This is a genomic window from Candidatus Roizmanbacteria bacterium CG_4_9_14_0_2_um_filter_38_17 (assembly GCA_002788855.1).
Taxonomy (GTDB): Bacteria; Patescibacteriota; Microgenomatia.
The window spans coordinates 23,624-44,598 of sequence record PFSB01000024.1; the positions used below are offsets into that span (position 1 = coordinate 23,624).

Genomic DNA, 20,975 nt, shown 5'->3' on the forward strand with positions numbered 1-20,975 from the left:
TTTGCATGAGACGGAAGCATGATTTTATCACTGGATCTATTTATCATGTTTATAACCGTGGTGTTAGAAAAAGTAAGATATATAATTCTCCATCTGATTATAAGCGTTGGGAGGAGTTAGTCTTCTGGTCTTCTAAGCATAACTATCCTTATAGTCTATATTTAAGTCAAATTATGCAGTATAGAGAGAAAAATCATCGGATAGAAGCTTTTAATAATAGAATAGAGACGGAGTATAAATACCAAACACCACTAATTAATATATTGGCATACGTAGAAATGCCAAATCACTTTCACCTAGTAATTGAACAAAATGTTGATATGGGGATTATGACTTACATGAAAAAGTTACAGACTGCGTATGCTATGTATTTAAATCTAAAGTATGACTTCTCTGGTTCTGCGTTTGAAGGTATATATAAGTCAGTACCTGTAATTTCTGATGCACAATTGATTCAACTAATAAAATATGTGTTACATAATCCAATTGAGGCTGGTCTTGTATCGCCTAGGGGTATTTTAACGTATCAGTGGTCATCAATAAAGAATTACCTGGATAAAACAAACCTTAGAGGTATTTCAAAAGATAGGCTACCCGAAGAATTATTTAACTCCATCAAACTTGTACAGTTCTTACAAAATAGTGACCAAGATTTTGGTCAACTCGGAGAATTAGCAATCGATAATATTTAAGGACCGTCCTTAAATAAATATTACAGTTCTAATTCGCCTTGCATAATCCAATTATGCTCTAAGCTTTTGGAGACTTAGATGATAACTTATTCAAGATTCCTATAAGCATGATTATTAGAACTATTGTGCGCTGAAAAGGATAGTTTAGAGAAAATTCGACAGAGCTAAGTGCTAAATATACCACCCCCATTAAGGTAGAATAAACCACAACTAGATGTAAGCCAAGCTGATAACCCTTCTTATATGGTAAAGAATATTTCATAACTTTTCCAATTAGCAAGGCAATTAAGCCAAAAAATAGTAAGTAGACAAGATTAAAAGATGTAAATAATACAAAAATTCCCAGGAACATACTAAGGGCTAAGACTGGAGTGATATATTTTAGATATGGAATGGCAGCTTTCTTAGCTTTAAGCACGAGTTCCTGATTTATAGTTACCCCATCAACGTCCTTAAGCGATATTACTTCTATATTGCCGTTATCGTTTATATATACAAGATTGTTTTTGGTTAGCAGGGCGTAGGTGTCGTAGTTTTTAAAGTTATCTATCAAAGCGTTTGTATCAATTACTAGTAAATTTAAAGATGTGGCTGTTGTTTCTCCTAGAACGTCTGAAAAAGCTTTCTCCACTCTGCTTATGGGGATTATATATGGTTCTTCAACATTTGTGGTTACTTCACCCTTATTAATAGTTACAGCAAGCTCTTCTGGATAAGCTCTAATTATGGCGCTGGGAACGTTATTAATGAATTTCTCAACTCCTGGTGCAGACTTTACTGTAAAAAAGATAGTTGCAATAAATGCATAGAGAAAAAAGAAAAAGTAGAAAAATTTTAGTGAAAAGCTAAATGGCGCAGCAACTACCTTTTTGTAATAAGCTGGACTTGTAAAAGTACCCTTTAGTGCATGAATGAAACTATTAATCCATCTCATATGCTAACTATACATATATATAGGTGGCTGTGTCAAACTTAAAGTATAATGCTAACTATGCTGGTTAGAACAATTAAAACTCATAAGATTACAGCTAAGGACGATTCGCTAGAAAAGGTACTGGATAAATATATTGATGATATCCCAGAACAAAGCGTACTTGCTGTTACTTCCAAAATTGTAGCTATCTGTGAAGGGCAGTTAGTTAAGATTGACGAGTCTAACTCTTTACAAAAAGACGCTCTTGTAGCAATGGACTCCCAAGTGTTTGTTCCAAGAAAATATAATCCTTATGGATTTTGTGTATCTATCACGCATAATAAGCTAATTGCTTCAGCTGGGATCGATGAGTCTAACGGGAATGGCTATTTTGTTCTCTGGCCAGAAAAACCACAAGCGTCAGCGAATAAAATTCGTGAGTACTTAACCACTAGATTCGGCAGAAAAGAGATTGGGGTGATTATCACAGATAGTCATGTAGTGCCTTTTGTCTGGGGAGTTATTGGGTTATGTCTTGCACATAGCGGGTTTGAAGCCACTAGAAACTATATTGGTAAGCCAGATATTTTTGGCCATAACCTGCAAGTTACCCATCAAAGCAATATCGAAGGATTAGCAGCTGCCTCTGATGTAGTGATGGGTGGAGCAAGTGAACAGACTCCCCTAGCTTTAATAACAGATATTCCGTTTGTGAAGTTTCAGGATAGAAACCCTACCCAAGAAGAGCTATCCTTACTTAAAATTTCTAGAGAAGAAGACATTTTCTGGCCACTGCTAAAAAATGCCCCATGGGAAAAAGGTAAAAGATAAATTCATCAAAGGACAGTCCTTTGATAAGAACTTGCGATTTTTTTGGAAATATGTGTATAATGAGTTTATGCCTAAAAAGAAAAAGGTGGCACGCAAAAAAACTGCGGTCCACAAAAGAAACACTAAGAAGGCTCAAGCGCAATCAAAGGATGTGTTGCTCATAGTTCTGGGTGGCATAGCTATCCTTGCAATGTTTGCCTTGATGACACGCTAGGAGGTTAATTAGCTTAATTGACCTTTTTGAGAAGTTGTTTGTCAAAAGTAAGAATTGGCTCATTGTTATACTTACTCCAGCTAAGGAGATAACTATCAACAAAATGAAGACCCTGCCGATAGTATTCAAAGAGAGAAAGTAAAACTTTGCGCTCGGTTATTTTAATCCACTTCTGACTTATTAATATCTCAAGCGCCTCTGCAATAGACTCTCGTTTTAGCTTGTAGAATGATTCTAGAACAAAGCAAGTTTCAGCTATAACAATTGCTGGTATTCTTAATTTTCGTTTGCCTCTTTTTGCTTCCTTAAACCATTTGACGGCCTGAAGATGTTGTTTAGGCTCATCTCCAACTAAATAACGAAGTAATATATTTGTGTCTACTATTTCTGGTGTTATTTTTGAGGCCATTTAACTGCAAATGAATTTCGTGCTTCTTTCAGTTGCTGATTAGACAAACTAATACTTGTCTTAAGCGATCCAGCTAGTTGCCAGAAATCTCTCTTAGGTCGGACTGTAAGTATATCACCTTTCCGCTCAAGGATAGCCTTAGTTGCTCCATTAATATTAAACTGCTTAAGAACCAGCTTAGGTACTGTCATCTGACCCTGACCTGTGATTGAAACTACATGTTGCATATTTCTATTATAATGTAGATAAATAATATTGTCAAATTAATATTATTTATCTTGAAAATATTTATTGATAACTTCCAATATTCCGCTTTCTTCTTGTGTTGGAGCTATGAAATCTGCAATTTCTTTAAGTTCGTCAACCGCGTTTCCCATAGCCACTCCAACTCCGGAAGCTGTAAGCAAAGGGTAATCATTATAACTATCCCCAACTCCCACAATATCTTCCCGCTTTAGGTTATTAAGTTTTGCCCACTCTAATAGAGCTATCTGTTTGGTCGCTCCGGTTGCGGTAATATCTAATCCCCAGCCTCTGGGATTATGAGCAGCAAAAATATTAATGTAATGAAATTTATCACCCATGTCCTTGACTAAATTTTCAGCCTCGAACTTAGTTAAGCTACCACCCAGCACTCCTATTTTGGGTATTTTTAGATATTCAAGCGAGCTTAAAGGTTTTACTTGTCTACCATATTCTGTTCCTATGTTTTCATCAGTATAGATTGATACGTCTTTATCCACATATAATTTTTGGTTTTTCTGTTTTAGATAGTCAACAATTTCTTTTGCCTCGTTATCTTTAATATATTTTCCCCAGATGACTTTTCCTATAATATCCACTATTTCAGAGCCCACTCTCGTTATTTGGAGTGATTTTAGACCTAACTTTTTTACTTGTGATTCAATGCGTCCAGCATACATGCGCCCCGTAGCGATGGAAAATATATTACCTTTGTTTGTGAAGCTTTTTATTGCTTGGATGACTGGTTCTGGAATATCTTGATCTTTTCCAACAAGAGTCCCATCAAAGTCAGAGACGATGGCTTTGTACTTCATAAAAAGATTATAGCACCTCTTATAGACAGTTTTGCCAGGCGCGCTCTCCCCCGCTAGCTATCTTAAAGGCGGCGGCGCGGATAGATTCTTCTGGGTTGTTACGAAGCTCTGGATTAGAATCTAGTCCCATAGAAGCTCTTGTTACTTGCCAAGTTATTGAAGCAAACTGAAAGATCCCTAGGTAGTCTCCATTTGCTGCTACTGGATTGAGTTTAGATTCACAGATAGCTATTCTTTTAAGAATATCTTTATCTACACTGTAGTGGTTTGCGTATGTTTCAAAGAGTTCTTCGTAATTAACTACTGGTAGAGAGGTAGGTGTGGGTGGCACGAGTGTTGGGGTGGGAGTGGGTGTCATTGTGGGGGTAGGAGTTGGGGTTAGGGTGGGCGTGGGCGACGGAGTCGTGGTTGGGTATATAGTATTGATGGAAGCAATATCATCAAAATAACCTGTATATCCTCTTACGGCTCCGATTATTAAAACAAGAATCCCAGCTAGAATTAATACTTTTATTTTGGACATGAGGGCTATTATAACCCGATATAAAGAGTTGGATAGTATAATGTGTCTGCCATGAGCAATTTGGTTTTTTACCAAGTGGTCTGGCAGTTAGTTACAGTGATAACTTTAATAACAACAATCTATCTCCTCACCTTTTGGATTTAACTAAGTAAGGCTTAGCCTTACTTAAGCTTGTGTTTGCGGGCTTAACCGCTCAGATCATACTTTTCCAGCAGTTTTTGGTTACCCTCAATCTGATAACGGAGAAGCTCTGCGTAGACTCCTTTTCCACGAGCTAATTCTCCTGGCTGGCCAATATTTACAACCCTTCCTTTGTCAATAACAATTACTCGATTTGCGTTCTGGAGGGTAGAAAAACGATGAGCTATGATTAGAACGAGCTTATCCTTCATGAGGATATCTAAAGCATTTTGCACAAGCTTTTCGGACTTGGCGTCAAGCGAGCTTGTTGCCTCGTCAAGAATTAGTATTGGTCGGTTAGCAAGGATTGCACGAGCTATCTGTATTCGCTGTTTTTGACCACCTGATAATTTTACCCCTCGCTCCCCTATCTGTTCATCAAGTTTTTTGGTAAACTTTTTCACAAATTCCCAGGCATTTGCTTGTTTGAGCGCTTCTTCAATATCACTATCTTGAGCTGACGGCATTCCATAAGCAACATTTTCACGAATTGTGGTAGAAAATAGCTCGCTATCCTGAAAAACCAGTGAGACCTGCTCACGAACCTGTGCGTGAGTTAGCTTGGAGTAATCTATCCCGTTTAAGCGAAGACTACCCTTTGTTGGTTCATAAAATTTAAGAATTAGATTGGTAATGGTTGTTTTTCCAGCCCCGGAGTGGCCTACCAATGCTACAGTTTCTGGTCCTATGGCAGAAAAAGAGATACTTTGTAAAACATCCTTTCCTTTTGTATAGTCAAAAGATACATTCTTAAACTCAATAGTTGGCTTTAGGACTATTTTTGAGGAGTTTGGGCTTATTTCGAGATTAAAATCTTCGACAGATTCAAGGTCCAGTATTTCAAAATATTCTTTGGATCCGGTTTCAGCAGTTTTAACTCTTTCTAAAATAAAGCTCATTGCAAACAAAGGGCGCCTCATTCTATTTAGAAGCTGAATAATTAGCACCAATTCTCCGAAAGTCATAATTCCCAGATAGGTCTGGCGGATAATAATAAATGTTACGCCTATTAGGGCCGTTTCCAGGCCTAAATTGCGCAGAAAATTAAATACATGATATGTTAATGACTGCTTATCATAAATTTTGTTGCTATTCCCCATGCTGTCCGATATGAAGCTGTATTCACTATTTTGCGCTCCGTAGCTTCGGACTAAACGAATGTTGCTTATAACTTCCTGAATTCTTCCGCGCGTAACGTCTTCAATCTTATTTCTCTTTACTTGATACTCTCCCCATTTTTTTGTAGAAATATGACTTATGAATATATAAACTGGAAAAGTTGCAAATGTCAACAGAGCAATTGTCATATTAAAATAAGCCAGTACTCCAATGGAAAATATTGTCTGAACAAGTGCAGGGACTATGAAGTTAGTTAGAGCACCTAAGAAATCCTTTAAAGACAGGATACCACGTGATAATTGACTAACTATTTTACCCGATATTTCTGAGTCAAAATACGACTGGGAAAGAGTAAATATTTTGCGATAAAATTTTTCTGTTAGAAATTTTCCGATTCTTCCACTTGTATAGTCACCTATTCTAAGGGAAATTGCTTCAATAATTACGGCAATTACGTTTAAGGAGAACATTAATGCTAGCAGTTTGAAAGCAATAGATAAGCTTCCAGTTCCTGATGTTAACTGTTTTTCAAGTTCATCGATGACAAACTTAATAAGCACTGAAGCTGTAACATCAATTAAGGAGGAAACAAGAATCAATAAGCCTAATATATAAATAAGCTTATGAAACGGCCTAGCTATTTTGATAATCCGGAGAATACTATTCACAGGACTATTGTATCATGACATAATACCGGACAGGGTCAAACCCTGTTGTCCCTGTTGTACAGGGTTTGACCCTGTCTTGTCTGGTATTAATTAACGATCTTCTCTAGGTTTTGCAAGATTAACAATTAGTTTACGTCCCTCGAACTCATGTTCTTGAAACTTCTCTATTGCAGCTTTTGCTTCCTCAGGTGTACTCATTTCGACGAAGCCGAAACCACGTGAGCGACCAGATTCACGATCTGTTAAAACGATTGCATCTATTACCTTACCGACCTCTTCAAATAGTTTTCGAAGCATGTCAGTCGTAACGGTATACGCAATGTTCCCAATGTAAAGTTTTGAATTATTCAAGTATATTCACCTCCAGTAGTTATATCTAGCAGAAGTATCTTTTAGTAGACCTTAAAGATCCCCACCGACTAATATTTATATTATACAACCAAGTTGATTAATTTGTCTAATTTCCCTGCAATATCCTCTATTGGTAACAAATTACCATTTTTAACGCAATCTATCATGTTCCAGTTTTTATGCTCTTTGGCAAACTTTAAATACATTTTTTCTGCCTCTACTCGGTGGTGGTTATTTTTTTCGTGAATATCTTCTAACTTAGAGTACGCCCGAGAATTAGCGCCTTTAATAGTAATTTTTCGACCCACCTGCCAGGGTACGTAGAGATAAATTACTTTGTCAGGGCGTGGCATTTTATGCTGACCATACTCTAGCTCATCAACCCAGCTAATGAATTTTTTACGCTCAGCTTCAGGTAGATTTGCTGACAAATGGGCTTGGCTGGAGGTGGTATACCTGTCACAAAGCACAACTGCCCCCTTTTCTAAGAACCCCTCCATTTCTACTCTAGTTTGTGCTCTATCATCCGCGTAAGCAAGGGCAATTAAGTATGGAGAAACTTGGTCTATCTGTCCAAATTCGCCTCGCAAGTAACGCCCAACGAGTTTACCAAAGAAGGATTCTTCGTATCTTGGAAAACTATAAAATTTAACAGGTATCTTTCTCTTTTTAAGACGTGCTACTAGTAATTTTGCCTGGGTACTCTTTCCCGACCCATCTCCCCCGTCCAAAACAACCAGCTTTCCCTTCTTATTTTTTGTCATTGATTAAAATCCTCCAACCACAGTGATTTTGCCTTTGATTGGGGGGTGAGGGTTGTAGTTTTCGATCTTGAAATGCTCAAATTTGAAGTCATCAATGTTTTTAATAGATGGGTCAAGAGTCATGATGGGAAAAGGTTTTGGTTTACGCTTTAGCTGTTGCCTTACCTGGTCAAAATGATTTTCATAAATATGCGCGTCGCCAAAAGTATGCACAAAATCCCCTGGCTTATACCCAGTAACTTGGGCCAGCATGATAGTTAATAATGCGTAGCTTGCGATATTAAAGGGAACACCTAAAAACATGTCTGCAGAGCGCTGGTAGAGCTGAAGCGAAAGCTTATCACCTGTAATGTTTATATGAAACATGGTGTGGCAAGGGGCAATAGCCATAGATGCCTTGCGAGTAAGAGCCATTTCATAGATGGATCCAGCGTTCCAGGCAGAGATAACATAGTGCTTTTTCATCGGCTTGGTTTTTATTTTTTCTAGCGCCCAACCTAACTGATCAATCTTTCTACCTCCTTCGGCGGGCCACTTGCGCCACTGAACTCCATAAACAGGTCCAATATCTGCCCATTTATCTGAGAATTTAGCGTCTTCTTTGAGTTTTTCGGCAAATTCCTCTAGATCCATCTTTTTGACCTTTTTTTCTTTCATGGCTGTTTGATAGTTTTTGTATGCCCAGTCATCCCAGATATGCACGTCATTGTCTACTAGATATTTGATAGATGAAGAACCTGACAAGAACCAGATTAGCTCATGAATAATCCCTCGTAAGAATACTTTCTTGGTTGTCAAAAGTGGAAAGCCGGCGGATAAATCAAAGCGAATCTGCCTGCCAAAGACGCTTTTTAAGCCCACCCCAGTCGAGTGGCTTTTTTTCCAGGCGCCATTATCCAGGATGTCTTGGAGAAGTTCTAGGTATTGATATTCAGAATGTTGATCAGACATAATTATAGGCTAATCAGTACGAATGTTGGCAAGCTCTCCCATCACTTGATCTAGTCCTCTAGTAACTTTATCAGTATATTTAATAAATTTTTCCTCCAACTTAATGTCAAAATCTTCTCTTATATTCCCTTCCATCATTCGCATTCTGTTTTCAAGTTTACCATCAAGAGCTTCAAGTTCCCGCTTGGTTGCCATTCTAGCCTAAAGCTGATCTATATCTTTTTTTGTGGCAACTCTACCGTTAGATTGTTTCTTTGTAGTTTTACTCATGATATCTATTTTAACATTTATAAACCAAAGTTTTCAACTATTCTAACTTGGTCCTCAGATCTTTTATTATTATATTTAGTCGTGATATGTTAAAATCGTTCTTGTGAATATTAAATATATAGATCAGCAAGAATTAAAGTGTCAATTGCTCAAACTTATGAGTTATTATCTTGATCTTAATAAACACAAGATTTTTTTGTTCGGCTCTCGAGTGCAAGGAAACAATATGGAACGCTCTGATATCGATCTGGGCATTGAAGGATATAAACCAATATCACCTGAAACCAGGTTGAAGATTCTAGAAGCCATTGACAAGCTTCCGATTCTTTACTCAATAGACTTGGTTGATTTTACCACTGCTGATAATAAGTTTAAAACTGTTGCTAAGCGATACATAGAATACCTTAATTGATTGAATCATGGACAAAAAAATACTTAGTGATATAAAAAAAGCTCTTGAAAAACTCGACGATGCGCTCAAACAGGAAGATAGCGAATACATTCGCGACTCAGCTATCAAACGGTTTGAACTATGCTTTGATCTAGGATGGAAACTGATGAAGTTATATGCCAAAACTGAAGGTTTGGAGTGCAACTCGCCTCGTTCATGTATACGCACCATGTTTGAGTTAGGTATATTAAGATATGATGAAAATTGGATGCAGATGATAACAGATCGTAATGAGCTAGTTCACATATATAGACAGGAACTTGCTGATATAGTTTATCACAGACTTCCTGAATATCTACAAATGCTAAAAGCCGTGCTTGATAAAATTACCAAAACACCAACATATAAGGACGGTCCTTAAATGTTCTTACCTATCTATTCAATTAGACTTGTGTTCCAATTTAGATTAACTGACCATGGATCTGTGTCATAATCAAACTTTGGCTTACAACCTTCTTCTCGACCTGAACAGGTATAGCAGTTATTCATTGCTAGACCCGCAATGAGTGCTTGGGCTTCTACTTTCTTTATTCCTTTTGTCCACATGTCCGCAATAACCGTCCCACCTACTTTTCTTTGATTAACAAAGACGCAATCTTCTAAACGTGCAACTGGTAAAATTTGTAATATATCTTTGATATTAATACACCTCCTGACTCATTTTGTTAACACTGAGTTTATAGCCGAATTGTATTAATCACCTGACTTTTAATCTGACTCTTTTTTGTCAGATGAAAAGGCTTATAGTATAATCAGGAGGTGAAATATAAATATTGGGTCCCTTCTATCTATCCGGAGTTTGTTAAAAACTGTAAAACTATAATTGAGTCGGGTGAGCCTGGATTAATCATTGCTGCTCCCCAGAATGGAATCTTACAAAGAACCTTACAATTGGTACAGGACTACCAAGATCAGTTTCCTCCCCTAATACACATTAGATTTTCTTCGCAGTTTGAGGACTTGGAGGATATTAAGAATGAACTAAAAAAAGCAAAAATGCTAAATTCAAAAAAGCCTTTTGGATTACTTTTAACTAATATTGAATATTTATTTGACACCAGAAATACGATTCTATTGGATAATTTATTGTTTTGGCAGAAGGAATATCCCCAAATGCGTCCGATTATTCTTGCTCAATCTGACTTAACACATCGTGAGCGCGCAAGAGAATTTATTCAGTCTTATATCTTTAGCCGAATTTATTATTATCCCTATTATTCAAGAGAGGATGCAATTAGCTTTCTTAATGCTATAGCTAGCGAGTGGAACATGAAACTGCCAGAAAATATTTGTAAGCATATTGTAAATATCTGTGGTGGTCAGTTGTGGCTATTGAAGGAAACCCTACGGCTATACAGACATAAAAAATATACAACAGAAGCTGAGCTTTTATTATATCCGTCAATTGAGTATCGCTTGAAGGAGATTTTTAGCGCATTTAATAGGGAGGAACAAAAAAATCTGGCTCTTATAGCTAATTGTAAAGAGGACTTTAATAAGGATTTTAAAAAATTTGCTCATAGAGTAAATCTAGTTGACAAGAATAAGCTCACTATCCCCATACTAGCTGAATATGTTTTAAGTCAAAAACAAGAACCTAAAATATCCATTGAGGGTAAAATAATTAAGGCAAATGACATTGTAATTACAAGCCTATTCTCCACAAATGAACAATTAATGTTAATAGAGCTTTATAAGAATCGTGGGAAAATATTATCTAAGGATGAAATAGCTGATTTAATCTGGAAGGATAATGCAGAGGATAAATTCTCAATTTGGGGTATTGAGCAGTTAATTAGTCGTTTGAGAGGTAAGTTAATTAAAGCAAGCTTCCCCAAATCCTGCATCATAACTGTTCGTAATAAAGGTTATAAGTTTGCGGTCACTTCTTAGCTATGATTCTATCTGAAGAGTTGTTCACTCCCTATCCATACGTTGCCCGTATGATTAATATTGAGCAAATTGAAGGTGATATTGATTTTACGGAAAAACCTCTATCACTTAACGAAGTTATTCATCACGCTTTTACTCTCCAATCAGAAAACTGGAAACACACGATGGGCAGTGCTGCTGCGATTATCTTGAATCCTTTAGCTGATTACTTTTTACAAACCTCGACGCCTAGTATAGAAAATAACTCAATTCAAGATAATCAATATGTAGAGTTTGCTCAACTGCAAGGAAGTGTTGCTCGAAAATTATTTTATGATCCAGGAATAGTTGATCAAACTTGGCAAGTATTAGCAGATGTTGCTGAGAATATGCCCAAGGGAAGCCCTGACTTTGTAACTTCCGTACTTAGTGGATTTAAAATTGGAATCCATGATATTGATATTAAACTTGATCCAACTAGATGGTCCACGACCATACCTGAAGTGTTAGACTTAATCAGACCCGGATTTGCTCAACTTATAAAATCTGGTTTTAGCGTTGAGACGCATATCTATCGTGTCTACGAAGGTATGGATATATTAAGAGTTACTTTAGATCCCAGTGATGGAAGCACACCGTGTAATGTTGATATTGCGTATTTACCAACTAAAGATCAACAAGATAGAGATTTTCGTAATGGAGATCATTTGAGTTTAAAAAAAGACGGTGTTTATGTAAATATAGCTGTCGACACAAGTAAAGAATCAGAAGATCTGGGACGCTTTGTGATAATTGATACATTCGAATCTCTGATAAAAAAAATTGACATTACGCTTTTGCCTTCTCAAATAAGAAATCCATTCTATCGAAGTTTTGAGCAAACGGTCTATGCACTGCTTTCACTTATTAGACAAGAGATATTTAATCCAGCACCTGTAGACCTAGCAGAGCGAGTTAAAAGTGCTACTTTTGATGAAGTATATCGTCAATTACTAATACATAACTTAATTGATGTTTATAAACAGAAAAAGTTAACTGAAGGAGTACAAATAGACATAGCACGGGAGGTTTTGATTGCTTTGACAGCTAATCCAGTATTTGCTTTTGGATCACTTATCAGATCTGGATTGCCTGACGTACTTGGAATCCAAAGTGATTTTGTGTCGCTTCTAGGTAAAATGACTTCTGACGAGATGCAAAGTAGAATTAAGACCGATTCGGTGTTTGTGCAACAAATTATCGAGTTATTTAACATTAAATCTCAATCAACTTTAGTTGATATACCCAAACCCGATAGATATGTTGACCTTATTCCTGTTGGAGACTCAGTGAATAGAGCTACCCAATTAATTTTTAAAGATATGCATCGTGTTGATACTGCCCCTCTATCTGACCGTGTAGCAAGATACAAACACCATTTTCATTCATGGATTATTGACACACCTGAAACACCCAAGCTCATGGATCATCTGTATGCAGACCCAGATGATCGACGCACTGCCAATATCATTATTAACAGTGCTGCTCTAGACAGTACAGTTGTTATGATGCCTAATTCAACAAGACTGTTTGTATTCAATCAAGAACAAAGCAGGCCACCAGATTCACAGAATATAAAAAAATTGATTCAAGGACTTAGAGTGAGACCTGATATTGTACAATATTACAAAAAATTTATGCCTGACTGTGTTGCCGCTTGGGAATATCAAAATTTGACACTTGGAGCAGGCAAAAGGCACCACTTAAGCTTACAGCTTCACCAAGCAGATCTGCCATTGGCAATGATCAGAGTCATGCAGAGTCCAGATGTCGGTGAAATTGTTGTATTCTCGCATCCCGCCTGTTTTTATCCTGCAACAGTTCTGCGCGAACTTCAGCTTTGTACTGACCCGAACGGTGACTATCCTGGTACTGATCTTAAGGACTTTTTTACAACAGAGCAAATAGAGAAATATGTTGAGTTTCTTGATCAACGATTATAGATAAACAGGTTGAGACCGATATCAAAGGGCTGGTTGAATTTGCCTATGTATATGCTTACTGACTCCGTAGGGTTTGACCCTGCGGGTTCATAATTTTAAAACCGGGTTTTAAAACTTCCACGTAATTAATTCAGAGGTTGAGGCCGATTCCAAAAGTTTAGATTGGTTGGTAGTGAGTATGCTTTTCCCCATAAATAAAATTCAAATAGGCGTCTATTTTCAGACGAAATGCTATTTTTAATACTATTCCAGTATACTATAACTTCCTTTTTTAAGAGTGGTTTTCCCTCAAGCCCATACTCGATTTTCTGAACAAGTTCCCATACTTTTTTATCTTTTTTGGACTTAAATTTACTTATATCTGTATTCCAGTTCCTCATGGGTTTATTATATCACCCATGTGTGGTAAATTTACATAGTGAATGCGCATGTAAAATTTAGGGCAAAGGTAATAAAAGGTGCAAGCCGTGGTAAAGAACTGGGTTTTCCGACCTTAAATATGCAAATTCCAACAGGGTTTGACCTTGCAGAAGGTGTACACGCTTGCTGGGTGAGGTGTGACGATAGACACTTTATGGGGGCTTTGCACTACGGACCTGCTCCTGTGTTTGACCAGACAAAACCTTCTTTGGAAGTCCATTTAATAGATATTAAAAGCGATTTGAAACCAATTAGTCTGAAAGTTGAGATTGTTAAGTTCATCCGTAAAGTTGAATTATTTGATTCTCCAGAGCTTTTAATTGAGCAAATTCAAAAAGATGTTGATAAAATACGTTTATGCTTAACATAATTGCAGCTATTGGTAATAATCGCGAACTTGGTAAAGATAATAAATTATTATGGCACATACCTGGAGAACTCCCACGTTTTAAACAGCTTACAAGTCATCATCCAGTTATCATGGGAAGAAAGACCTATGAGTCGATTGGAAGAGTTTTACCAGAAAGAACTAATATAGTTTTAACTAGCAAACTGCAAACAGCAAACAGCAAACAGCAAGATTTGATATTTGCTACAAATATTAGCAGCGCACTTGAAATTGCCAAGCAATCACCTGGCTTTGATGAGATATTTGTGATTGGTGGAGCTAAAGTCTATGAGCAATTTATAGATCTGGCTGATCGGTTATTTTTAACATTGGTGGACATGAGTGATCCTACAGCTGATGCTTATTTCCCGCCTTACAGCGCCTTTAGGAGCGTCGTCTCAAAAGAGACCCATTTGGAAGGGGCAATTCCCTATACTTACATAATTTTACGCTCAACTTAAGGCGAGGCCATCCATTGCATGAAAGGCCTCGCCTTGTTTCGCTTAGATTGACTATGGATTTCAGCTTTCATATAATGTAATCATAATTGGAATAAGTACATATGATAGAAAGATTTAAAATGCCGCACATCTTTGGAGCACTACTAGTTATACTGGCGGCTTTGCTATGGAGCTTTGATGGAGTTTTGCGCCAATCCCTATATGTTCTGCCCCCTACTATTATTATTTTCTATGAAGCACTATTTGGCGCGATAATAATTTCGCCCTTTTTAATTCCCCATAGATATGGTGGGCGCATATTTACAAAACGAGACTGGCTTATAATGATAGCTATTGCACTGTTTTCGGGTACACTTGGTACCCTAGCTTATACAGCGGCACTTGTCAAAATTAATTTTATTCCTTTCTCTGTCGTAGTTCTACTTCAGCAAACCCAGCCATTTTTTGCGATACTACTGGCAACAATTTTGCTTAAGGAGCGATTAACATCCTATTTTATAAAATATGCACTACTTGCAGTTATAGCTGTATACTTTGTAAGCTTTCCTAACTTACACGTTAACCTTGGATCTGGAACTGAAACATTAATTGCAGCTGGTTTAAGTTTAGTAGCTGCATTTTTTTGGGGTAGCTCGACGGCACTGTCTAAACATGTTCTCAAAAAAGCAAGCTTCGTATTTGCGACAGGCATGCGTTTTTTCTTTACTGTTCCGATTGCTTTAGCTTTGGTTTTTGCTACAGGATCCAGCGAAATGTTGTCACAGATCTCAGTTATGCAAGTATTGATGCTGTTGGCAATTACATTATCTACTGGTTTAGTTGCGCTAACGCTGTACTATAAGGGGCTACAAAAAATTCCGGCAAGACGATCTACTATTTATGAGCTAACCTGGCCTCTATCTGCTATAGTTTTAGATTTTGTTATCCGTGGAACAGTTCTCTCACCAACCCAGATCATTGGCGCTGTTGTGCTGATCTTCTCAATGCTCAAGATCACCCGCTACAGTAAAAAATAGCGTAACCATTCACGATTTAACAAAACCAGCCTTAAATCAGCCTTAACACCAATGCAGACTTGACAGACCTGTGGTAAATTGTGTTAGGCTTCAATAAGCCATGCAAATTACTCCATTTACTCTACCAAGTCATATTCCCCAAAAAGAGCAAGTTAACTATTGTATGGGAGTACTGAATAAGTACAGAATGGAGCTAAAGCCCTTACGAAGACAGATTACTGATGCCATAAGATGGCAAGACCACTGGAGAGAGAAGGCTTGTACCTTGGATGAAAAAAATAAGAAGCTCCAGGAAGAACTACGTAAGATACGCAAAGAAAATGATTTTTTAAAACAAGAGATAGAAAAGCTAACTAAAACAAATAACAGATACCAAGTTTCTCTCTTTGACCACGGCAACTTTAAAACCCCCAATATTTCAAAGAAATTAAAAGGAGGACAAGAGGGGCACAATAATACCAACAGAGAAATGCATGAGGATTACTCCAGTTACCAGCATAAGCGATTGTTTGCAACCCACTGTACTAAATGCAAAAATCCCTTAAACCGCACAAACAGTACTAGAGCTAAAATCCTTTTAGATATAGTAATAAATCCCAACCTTGTAAAACTAATACTAGATTCTGAAAGACAGTGGTGTGGGAACTGCCAGAATGAGGTTTCTGCCAGAGATGAGCGCAGTCTTCCATTTACGGAATACGGCATTAATACATTCATGATGGTTCTCTTGCTAAGGTACAGATGCTGTCTATCACTGTCAAAAATAGCAATGGTGCTAAAAGTAGGCTATGGACTTACCATCTCAACATCAGGAGTAGAAAGTCTTCTTAAACAAGCAAAGAGGTATCTTAAAAGCAGATATAACAAGTTAAAAGAGATAGTTAAAAAGGGACACATCATGTACAACGATGAAACAGGCTGGAAAGTTAGAGCCAAACCAGCCTGGATCTGGATAATGGCAAATGAAAATGTCACCATTTACCACTCTGCTGAATCCAGAGGTAAGGGAATATTTGAGGATATGTATGGTAATAGTTCTTCTTACTCAATGCATGATGGATATTGCTCGTATAGCAAAATCTCTAAAGATAAGACTATGTACTGCTGGTCCCACCTATTACGCTTTGCTCATGAGGAAGCATACAAAGAAAAAAAAGGCTCACAAGTAGTAAAACTCAAAGATGAGCTGGTAGATATTTACCATCTTAAGAACACACTACAAAAGACAGAATTACTTCTACGAATAGAAGCAGTACTTAAAAAGAAGCTCACAAAAGAATCCGCAATAAAGGTACAAAACAGAGTAAGATTCCAAAAAGAAGGACTAATAAATGCCCTTCTCTATAGCCCAAATGGAACTAATAATCTAGCAGAAAGAGAACTCCGCCAACTGGTACTATCTAGGAAAGTATCATTTGGATCAGATACCTACTCTGGTATGGAGACAACAGCCATACTAGCCAGTGTAGTGCAGACAATCTACAGAGATAAAGAAGCTGACTTCTTTGTACAACTGAAAGAGGCAATTTGCCAAGGAGTTAGTGAGAAATATCCTTCTCTTTGTTAAATCGTGAATGGTTACAAAATAGCCTATTGACTCACCCGTCAGACTTTGTTATCATGAATACATGAGAAGAGTTCTGCCTATATCTTTAACTATATTGATTCTTGCTACTTTTCCCATTTTAACTGTTGTCTACGCTCAAGATGGTATAGCTAGTCGCTCCGCAAAACTGGATGAGGTTCGAGCAAACCGCGCTGTAAGAGCAAATGAGCGAAAAGTCGTAATAGATGCAAAACGTTTAGAACTAAAAACTACGCAAGAAGCTAGAAGAGCTAGTTTTCAAGCTAAACTGGCAGAGATGAAAGACCAGCAAAAAGCCACAATATTAGAAAACTTAAACAATAGATACCCAAATATTAACGAGCGCTGGACGACACACTTTAGCCAAGTTTTAGATAGATTGGAAGAAGTTCTAGCTAAGATTGCTACTCATAGTGCAGATACAGCTGCAGCTTCCAAGGCGATTACCTCAGCGCGTATCGCTGTGGACAATCAATCATTGCAGAGCTATGTGATTACTATTACTGATGAGTCAAATTTAAGGAGCGCTGCGCAGGTATCTAATCAACAGTTGAGATCAGATCTGGGAGTAGCTCGTGAAGCGGTAAAGTCTGCAAGAGAGGCGGTTCAAGCTGCTAGAGCGTTGATAAAACAAGCACCAATACAACCATCTGCCAGCGAGTCAGCTGTGGATGATATTATTAAATAAACAATATGGATCCAAATAATCAACCAAACCCACCAACAAATTTACAGCCACAAATAGCAGAAGATACTGCCCCTTCTTCCCAAGCAGATCTAAACCCTGTTGTCGAACCAACTCAGCCAATACCCTTGCCAGTTGAAGAGACTGGACCCGTGGAGCCTCCTCCACCTATTATTGAAGAGCCAATGGAAAGTAGTTCTGTTGAGGAAATTCCAGAAAAAAAAGGCATTAGTCCTTTAATCTGGGTGGTTGTAGCAGTTCTGTTAATATTTGTACTTGTTGGTGGCTACTTTATACTTCAACAAACAGTATTTAGTGGAGTAGGTTCATCTGATAATGAGTCAATGGAAGGAATAGATATACCACCTACGGGTACACCAGTGCCACAGGCAACGCCTACGATTGAACAAGTTCCTACGGTATCCGATGACACAAGCTTAGAAGTAATTGATGCAGAATTAAATAGTCTCAACGCTGGTGATTATGAGACCGAGCTAAAATCTCTAGATAGTGAAACCACTAAACTTTAGTTTATCATCAAAGTAACTAAGTATCAGATCCTTAGTTGAGGTATATGTGCTAGAATATATATAATGCCCACTCGACTTGGTCAAGGTATCGGTAACGACACGCTTGCTGTAGACGGAATTTATCATGTCTATAATTGTACTATTGATGGTATTTCTCCATTTTCTAATTCGAGAAATTCTAGTTTGTTTCTAAAATTAGTTGGTCACTACAATAAATTTAATATTCCTTTCTCAGAGCACTTAAGCTACAAAAATATGGAGAAGCGGGTTCTCGAAGTGACTCCTGTTGAGATTCTTTCTTATTGCATTATGCCTAATCACTATCACCTCCTAATTAAGCAACTCTCGGATAATGGCATTAGTAAATACCTTGAGAGATTATCCAAGTCATTTACTCACATTTATAACAAGGACGCCAACCGTATCGGCACTCTGTGGTTAGGGAGGTTTAAGGCTAAATTAGTTGATACAGATGAAGCATTTTTACAGGTTAGCCGCTATATTCACCTTAATCCCATCGTGAGCACCAAACTAAACATCCGCCGCATTGAGGAGTATCCGTGGTCTTCTTATCTTGATGCAATTGGCAAGCGCGATAATAAAATATGCAATCATGAACTGCTTTGGGGCTTGATTAAACCAGAAGTTTACGAAAAATTTGTCAGTTCTAAAATTAATACTATAGACCGCTTCGAGAAGCGGGTTCTCGAAGTGAGATAATATTATGAAGTTTGCCAAAGTAAATTCGGTTGCGGTGGTAGGTCTAACTCCTAATCTTATTGATGTTGAGGTGAATATTGAGAGTAAAGCTCTTCCTCGTTTTGAGATAGTTGGATTACCGGGTAAGGCTGTTGAAGAAGCACGTGAGCGTGTACGTTCAGCAATTAAGTCCAGTGGATTTGAGTTTCCTAACCAGAAAATCGTAGTCAATCTTGCTCCAGCAGATATCCCCAAAGAAGGCCCTATTTATGATCTGCCCATTGCCCTTGGAATTCTTGTGGCCAGCGAACAGCTGTTTCAATCCTCAATCAATAACCATGTCTTTTTGGGTGAGCTCTCCTTAAGCGGTGATATTCGCGGTATTCATGGGGTACTGCCAGCGAGCGTGTATTGCCACCAAAAACAGTTAACAATGGTTGCCCCAACAGCTAACTTAAGCGAATTAGAAATAGTACGTGGATTAACCTATGTTGCAACAAACAGCTTGTCTGAGCTTGTTAATTTCCTTAAAGAGGATACTTTGGAATATGCCCAGGCAACAGGGAAAAATCATAATTATGTAAAATCTGCCAAAGATGATATAGACTTTAAATATATTCACGGTCAGGAACTTGCCAAGCGTGCGATTGAAATTGCTGCTGCCGGAGGACACAACATACTACTTGATGGTCCTCCAGGTTGTGGTAAAAGTTTACTCGCAAAAGCCCTTCCTACCATTCTCCCCGACCTAAACCATGAGGAGCAATTGGAGGTTTCTAGTATTCATTCGATTGTTGGATTGAACAAGGATGGTATTCTTTCTACTCGTCCTGTGCGTGCACCTCATCACTCCATTAGTAAAGCTGGGCTTATTGGAGGAGGTACACGCATTAAGCCAGGTGAAATTTCACTCGCCCATCGAGGAGTACTCTACCTAGACGAGTTTCCTGAATTTCCAAGAGCAGTTCTCGAAAGTCTCCGCCAGCCTATGGAAGATGGTGAAGTAACAATCAGTCGTGTCATGGGCAACATAACTTTTCCCACTAAATTTATGCTTGTAGCCAGTCAAAATCCCTGTCCCTGCGGTTACTATGGCACCAACATCAAAGAATGTCATTGTTCACTTTCTGCCGTTAATCGCTACCGCGCCCGTGTATCCGGTCCCTTAATTGACAGGATTGATATGTTTATTAGCCTTGACCCAGTTAAAATTGAAAAGCTCCTAAACTTTGATGATGCTAATCACGCTGAGCCTTCAGACTTGATCCGTAAAAGAGTAAGCCTGGCGCGTCGCCATCAAGAGAAGCGTTTTGCTCGAGACCGTGCAATTACCAATTCAGAAATACCAATTTCTAAAATTAAAGACTACTGTGCCATCGATGATACAGCAAAATCCATTCTCACCGATGCCGGCAATACTTACAAGCTCTCTGCTCGCACCATTAATCGCATTCTTAAAGTATCTCGCACGATTGCTGATCTGGAGGGGTCCACAAGTATAGAAACTGAGCACATCGCCGAAGCCCTCCAATACCGCAAAAATGAGCATTGAAAATACAGGCGAGCAAGGCGAAAAACTCGCTGCTCAATATTTAATTAAACAAAATCATAAGATTATTGCAACCAACTACCACTATAAGCGTTTTGGTGAAATAGATATTATCACTCTAAAAAATAACACTTTACATTTTGTTGAGGTTAAAACCCGTAAAAGCAATAGTCACGGATATGGTTATGAGGCAGTTGACCGGCGTAAATTAGCTAAGCTCCTGCGCACAGCCCAAGCTTTTCTCGTGCAGCATAACTACACTAATTCTTCATACCAGTTTGATATCATATCTATCCTCCTATCCAGTGAAACAATTGACTACTATGAAAACATCACTCAATAACAACCACTTCGAGAAGCGGGTTCTCGAAGTTGATAGCAAAGAGTTTGGGAA

The 20,975-nt window shown here is 38.0% G+C and carries 26 protein-coding genes; 15 read left to right on the forward strand and 11 right to left on the reverse strand.

The annotated features are described in order from the left end of the window. Positions 1-5: 5 nt before the first annotated feature. Positions 6-692, forward strand: a complete 687-nt coding sequence (locus CO050_05355; protein ID PJC30699.1) for a hypothetical protein — start codon at positions 6-8, stop codon at positions 690-692. A 58-nt stretch (positions 693-750) separates the two neighbouring features. Here CO050_05355 and CO050_05360 read toward each other — a convergent pair whose 3' ends face one another. Beyond that, a complete protein-coding gene (locus CO050_05360; protein PJC30700.1) occupies positions 751-1,626 on the reverse strand; it encodes a hypothetical protein in 876 nt (291 codons plus the stop codon). A gap of 48 nt (positions 1,627-1,674) precedes the next feature. Here CO050_05360 and CO050_05365 point away from each other — a divergent pair, with 48 nt between their 5' ends. Further along, positions 1,675-2,436: a putative folate metabolism gamma-glutamate ligase gene (locus CO050_05365; GenBank protein ID PJC30701.1), complete on the forward strand. Its 762-nt coding sequence runs from the start codon at positions 1,675-1,677 to the stop codon at positions 2,434-2,436. A gap of 227 nt (positions 2,437-2,663) precedes the next feature. Here CO050_05365 and CO050_05370 read toward each other — a convergent pair whose 3' ends face one another. The 9 genes from CO050_05370 to CO050_05410 form a co-directional block, all read right to left on the reverse strand. Further along, positions 2,664-3,059 (reverse strand): hypothetical protein, encoded by a 396-nt coding sequence (locus tag CO050_05370; GenBank protein PJC30702.1) that lies wholly within the window; start codon positions 3,057-3,059, stop codon positions 2,664-2,666. Continuing rightward, a complete protein-coding gene (locus CO050_05375; GenBank protein ID PJC30703.1) occupies positions 3,044-3,286 on the reverse strand; it encodes a hypothetical protein in 243 nt (80 codons plus the stop codon). Before CO050_05375 ends, CO050_05370 begins: the two co-directional genes overlap by 16 nt. Before the next feature lie 42 nt (positions 3,287-3,328). Beyond that, positions 3,329-4,117 carry a hypothetical protein gene (locus CO050_05380; protein PJC30704.1) on the reverse strand — a complete coding sequence of 263 codons (789 nt, stop codon included), beginning with the start codon at positions 4,115-4,117 and terminating at the stop codon, positions 3,329-3,331. 19 nt (positions 4,118-4,136) lie between these two features. Beyond that, on the reverse strand, positions 4,137-4,640 hold the full coding sequence (locus CO050_05385; protein PJC30705.1) for a hypothetical protein: 504 nt from the start codon (positions 4,638-4,640) through the stop codon (positions 4,137-4,139). Between the two features lie 185 nt (positions 4,641-4,825). Further along, positions 4,826-6,607, reverse strand: a complete 1,782-nt coding sequence (locus tag CO050_05390; protein ID PJC30706.1) for a hypothetical protein — start codon at positions 6,605-6,607, stop codon at positions 4,826-4,828. Between the two features lie 90 nt (positions 6,608-6,697). After that, positions 6,698-6,904 carry an RNA-binding protein gene (locus CO050_05395; protein ID PJC30726.1) on the reverse strand — a complete coding sequence of 69 codons (207 nt, stop codon included), beginning with the start codon at positions 6,902-6,904 and terminating at the stop codon, positions 6,698-6,700. 134 nt (positions 6,905-7,038) lie between these two features. Then, positions 7,039-7,722 carry a hypothetical protein gene (locus CO050_05400; GenBank protein ID PJC30707.1) on the reverse strand — a complete coding sequence of 228 codons (684 nt, stop codon included), beginning with the start codon at positions 7,720-7,722 and terminating at the stop codon, positions 7,039-7,041. 3 nt (positions 7,723-7,725) lie between these two features. Further along, complete coding sequence (gene thyA / locus CO050_05405) at positions 7,726-8,673, reverse strand: thymidylate synthase (protein ID PJC30708.1); 948 nt, start codon at positions 8,671-8,673, stop codon at positions 7,726-7,728. A 9-nt stretch (positions 8,674-8,682) separates the two neighbouring features. Continuing rightward, complete coding sequence (locus CO050_05410) at positions 8,683-8,868, reverse strand: hypothetical protein (protein ID PJC30709.1); 186 nt, start codon at positions 8,866-8,868, stop codon at positions 8,683-8,685. Between the two features lie 178 nt (positions 8,869-9,046). Here CO050_05410 and CO050_05415 point away from each other — a divergent pair, with 178 nt between their 5' ends. From CO050_05415 to CO050_05430, 4 genes are all read left to right on the forward strand, one after another. Continuing rightward, positions 9,047-9,355: a nucleotidyltransferase domain-containing protein gene (locus tag CO050_05415; GenBank protein PJC30710.1), complete on the forward strand. Its 309-nt coding sequence runs from the start codon at positions 9,047-9,049 to the stop codon at positions 9,353-9,355. Positions 9,356-9,362: 7 nt separating this feature from the next. After that, entirely contained in the window at positions 9,363-9,755 is a 393-nt protein-coding gene (locus CO050_05420) for a nucleotidyltransferase (GenBank protein ID PJC30711.1), read from the forward strand. 398 nt (positions 9,756-10,153) lie between these two features. After that, positions 10,154-11,287 carry a hypothetical protein gene (locus tag CO050_05425; GenBank protein ID PJC30712.1) on the forward strand — a complete coding sequence of 378 codons (1,134 nt, stop codon included), beginning with the start codon at positions 10,154-10,156 and terminating at the stop codon, positions 11,285-11,287. A gap of 2 nt (positions 11,288-11,289) precedes the next feature. After that, entirely contained in the window at positions 11,290-13,248 is a 1,959-nt protein-coding gene (locus CO050_05430) for a hypothetical protein (protein PJC30713.1), read from the forward strand. Between the two features lie 125 nt (positions 13,249-13,373). Here the strand turns inward: CO050_05430 and CO050_05435 are convergent, their stop codons facing one another. Then, positions 13,374-13,628 carry a hypothetical protein gene (locus CO050_05435; protein ID PJC30714.1) on the reverse strand — a complete coding sequence of 85 codons (255 nt, stop codon included), beginning with the start codon at positions 13,626-13,628 and terminating at the stop codon, positions 13,374-13,376. A 29-nt stretch (positions 13,629-13,657) separates the two neighbouring features. Between CO050_05435 and CO050_05440 the strand changes: the two genes are divergently transcribed. The 9 genes from CO050_05440 (at position 13,658) to CO050_05480 (ending at position 20,924) form a co-directional block, all read left to right on the forward strand. After that, entirely contained in the window at positions 13,658-14,038 is a 381-nt protein-coding gene (locus tag CO050_05440; protein PJC30715.1) for a hypothetical protein, read from the forward strand. Next, positions 14,026-14,517 carry a diacylglycerol kinase gene (locus tag CO050_05445; GenBank protein ID PJC30716.1) on the forward strand — a complete coding sequence of 164 codons (492 nt, stop codon included), beginning with the start codon at positions 14,026-14,028 and terminating at the stop codon, positions 14,515-14,517. Before CO050_05440 ends, CO050_05445 begins: the two co-directional genes overlap by 13 nt. A 101-nt stretch (positions 14,518-14,618) precedes the next feature. Continuing rightward, positions 14,619-15,533, forward strand: coding sequence for an EamA family transporter (locus tag CO050_05450; GenBank protein ID PJC30717.1), 915 nt, complete (start codon positions 14,619-14,621; stop codon positions 15,531-15,533). 100 nt (positions 15,534-15,633) lie between these two features. Next, positions 15,634-17,100, forward strand: a complete 1,467-nt coding sequence (locus tag CO050_05455; GenBank protein PJC30718.1) for a hypothetical protein — start codon at positions 15,634-15,636, stop codon at positions 17,098-17,100. 61 nt (positions 17,101-17,161) lie between these two features. Continuing rightward, a complete protein-coding gene (locus CO050_05460; GenBank protein PJC30719.1) occupies positions 17,162-17,806 on the forward strand; it encodes a hypothetical protein in 645 nt (214 codons plus the stop codon). Between the two features lie 5 nt (positions 17,807-17,811). Continuing rightward, the gene (locus tag CO050_05465; GenBank protein PJC30720.1) at positions 17,812-18,333 is read left to right on the forward strand and encodes a hypothetical protein; all 522 of its coding nucleotides are present in this window, start codon (positions 17,812-17,814) and stop codon (positions 18,331-18,333) included. Between the two features lie 63 nt (positions 18,334-18,396). Then, a complete protein-coding gene (locus CO050_05470; protein ID PJC30721.1) occupies positions 18,397-19,053 on the forward strand; it encodes a hypothetical protein in 657 nt (218 codons plus the stop codon). A 4-nt stretch (positions 19,054-19,057) separates the two neighbouring features. Next, entirely contained in the window at positions 19,058-20,584 is a 1,527-nt protein-coding gene (locus CO050_05475; GenBank protein ID PJC30722.1) for a magnesium chelatase, read from the forward strand. Next, positions 20,574-20,924, forward strand: coding sequence for a YraN family protein (locus tag CO050_05480; protein ID PJC30723.1), 351 nt, complete (start codon positions 20,574-20,576; stop codon positions 20,922-20,924). Before CO050_05475 ends, CO050_05480 begins: the two co-directional genes overlap by 11 nt. Positions 20,925-20,975 lie beyond the last annotated feature (51 nt).

Bases quoted from the DNA above. Each gene is read 5' to 3' on its own strand.
- CO050_05420 (PJC30711.1), top strand. From the start codon at position 9,363: ATGGACAAAAAAATACTTAGTGATATAAAAAAAGCTCTTGAAAAACTC.
- CO050_05365 (PJC30701.1), top strand. From the start codon at position 1,675: ATGCTAACTATGCTGGTTAGAACAATTAAAACTCATAAGATTACAGCT.
- CO050_05395 (PJC30726.1), bottom strand. From the start codon at position 6,904: ATGCTTCGAAAACTATTTGAAGAGGTCGGTAAGGTAATAGATGCAATC.
- CO050_05435 (PJC30714.1), bottom strand. From the start codon at position 13,628: ATGAGGAACTGGAATACAGATATAAGTAAATTTAAGTCCAAAAAAGAT.
- CO050_05400 (PJC30707.1), bottom strand. From the start codon at position 7,722: ATGACAAAAAATAAGAAGGGAAAGCTGGTTGTTTTGGACGGGGGAGAT.
- CO050_05460 (PJC30719.1), top strand. From the start codon at position 17,162: ATGAGAAGAGTTCTGCCTATATCTTTAACTATATTGATTCTTGCTACT.
- CO050_05445 (PJC30716.1), top strand. From the start codon at position 14,026: ATGCTTAACATAATTGCAGCTATTGGTAATAATCGCGAACTTGGTAAA.
- CO050_05480 (PJC30723.1), top strand. From the start codon at position 20,574: ATGAGCATTGAAAATACAGGCGAGCAAGGCGAAAAACTCGCTGCTCAA.
- CO050_05370 (PJC30702.1), bottom strand. From the start codon at position 3,059: ATGGCCTCAAAAATAACACCAGAAATAGTAGACACAAATATATTACTT.
- CO050_05430 (PJC30713.1), top strand. From the start codon at position 11,290: ATGATTCTATCTGAAGAGTTGTTCACTCCCTATCCATACGTTGCCCGT.
- CO050_05410 (PJC30709.1), bottom strand. From the start codon at position 8,868: ATGGCAACCAAGCGGGAACTTGAAGCTCTTGATGGTAAACTTGAAAAC.
- CO050_05375 (PJC30703.1), bottom strand. From the start codon at position 3,286: ATGCAACATGTAGTTTCAATCACAGGTCAGGGTCAGATGACAGTACCT.
- CO050_05380 (PJC30704.1), bottom strand. From the start codon at position 4,117: ATGAAGTACAAAGCCATCGTCTCTGACTTTGATGGGACTCTTGTTGGA.
- CO050_05360 (PJC30700.1), bottom strand. From the start codon at position 1,626: ATGAGATGGATTAATAGTTTCATTCATGCACTAAAGGGTACTTTTACA.
- CO050_05455 (PJC30718.1), top strand. From the start codon at position 15,634: ATGCAAATTACTCCATTTACTCTACCAAGTCATATTCCCCAAAAAGAG.
- CO050_05475 (PJC30722.1), top strand. From the start codon at position 19,058: ATGAAGTTTGCCAAAGTAAATTCGGTTGCGGTGGTAGGTCTAACTCCT.
- thyA (PJC30708.1), bottom strand. From the start codon at position 8,673: ATGTCTGATCAACATTCTGAATATCAATACCTAGAACTTCTCCAAGAC.
- CO050_05470 (PJC30721.1), top strand. From the start codon at position 18,397: ATGCCCACTCGACTTGGTCAAGGTATCGGTAACGACACGCTTGCTGTA.
- CO050_05465 (PJC30720.1), top strand. From the start codon at position 17,812: ATGGATCCAAATAATCAACCAAACCCACCAACAAATTTACAGCCACAA.
- CO050_05355 (PJC30699.1), top strand. From the start codon at position 6: ATGAGACGGAAGCATGATTTTATCACTGGATCTATTTATCATGTTTAT.
- CO050_05385 (PJC30705.1), bottom strand. From the start codon at position 4,640: ATGTCCAAAATAAAAGTATTAATTCTAGCTGGGATTCTTGTTTTAATA.
- CO050_05450 (PJC30717.1), top strand. From the start codon at position 14,619: ATGATAGAAAGATTTAAAATGCCGCACATCTTTGGAGCACTACTAGTT.